Genomic DNA, 1,295 nt, shown 5'->3' on the forward strand with positions numbered 1-1,295 from the left:
GTAAAACATACCTTTTAGATTTTTCCATTAAACTTTCTAGATGTTTAGGCAAATTACCTGCGGAAGCCAAAGAATCAAACTTCAATAGGTTAAGGATAGCAATAGAGGTAATATGAAAGCTCATTCTCAAAGGACTGACTTTTGCACGTTGCGCCATATATTTCATTTGTCTTCTTAGAATATTATAGGCAATAAAGACTCCCCATAATTCTTGATAAATCAAGGCAGGTTGTTTACTCCTTAAATGCTTCCCTTCCTGTAAGTTACTCTTGATTTCTCGGTAACACATTTCTATTTCCCAACGCTGGGCATAGAGTTTTGCTAAAGCTAATAATGGATATCTCTTTGAATCTATTAGTGAAGTGATATAACGTCTAATCTTACCTGCCTGCTCAACCTCAATGAGACGTGCCTCCCAATAGTCTCCTAAGGCTGGATTAAGTTTTTTAGCTCTTGTTGATATCGGCATTCTAATATGAAAGTCATGTTGCGAATTACGCTCCACAATCTCATACCGTAAATTATCTTTTGCACGCATAAGCCAATGACTTTCTTCTGCACGTTTTTGCCACCCGATGAGAAAATCTGCAGAGAAATAGGCTCGATCAAATAGGGTAATACTGTGTGAACAAGGAGATAATTGGCTTGCCAGTGTGAGTTCACCTTGATCCATACTACCTATTTGAGCATCTATAATTTCATGGGTCGCGGTATTTACTAAGCAGGTTGCTCTCACTTGTGGATAAGGAGCATCAGCAGTTTTTCCTTTAGATGAACCAAAGTGTGCAAAATTCTCATCTGTATAAGGCATAGACCAAACAACACCATCAACAGCGCACACACTCAGACCGTGAAAGTTTGAGTATTGCTGCTGAGATTCTTCAAACCAGGCTTGGCTAAGTAAAGAAAATAGCGCATTTAAAGGTTCTGATCCTAAACGTTGTCGTGCTTGTACTACTGCGCTAGGAACACAATATTCTGTTGTACCAAATACAAGTTTTAGCTGTTCTACGACATATCCGATAGGTTGATTTCGAAATAAAGCGAGTCCAATGACAAGCCACACCACATGTTCAGCAGGTAACTTCCTTCTTCTAATTGATGCCTTACCTGTTTGATGCAGACTTTCCTCAATCCAGTTGAAATCAATAAATTCACTAAAATGGCTAAGTGAAGGTAAAGAATGTTGAAGGGTGCAATCTAAATTTTCAGATAAAGTCATAAAAAAATGAGCGTATTTACATACACTCATTTTTACTACATTTTACTAATATTTGCTTAACTGACTGGCATTA

1 protein-coding gene is annotated in these 1,295 nt (G+C 37.7%); it reads right to left on the bottom strand.

The features are described from left to right. The coding region (locus FTV12_RS16340) for an IS4 family transposase (protein WP_179993461.1) at positions 1 to 1,222 on the bottom strand (1,222 nt) is incomplete at its 3' end. Positions 1,223 to 1,295: the final 73 nt, after the last annotated feature.

Source organism: Acinetobacter sp. YH12233, assembly GCF_013417725.1.
Classification (GTDB): Bacteria; Pseudomonadota; Gammaproteobacteria; order Pseudomonadales; family Moraxellaceae; genus Acinetobacter.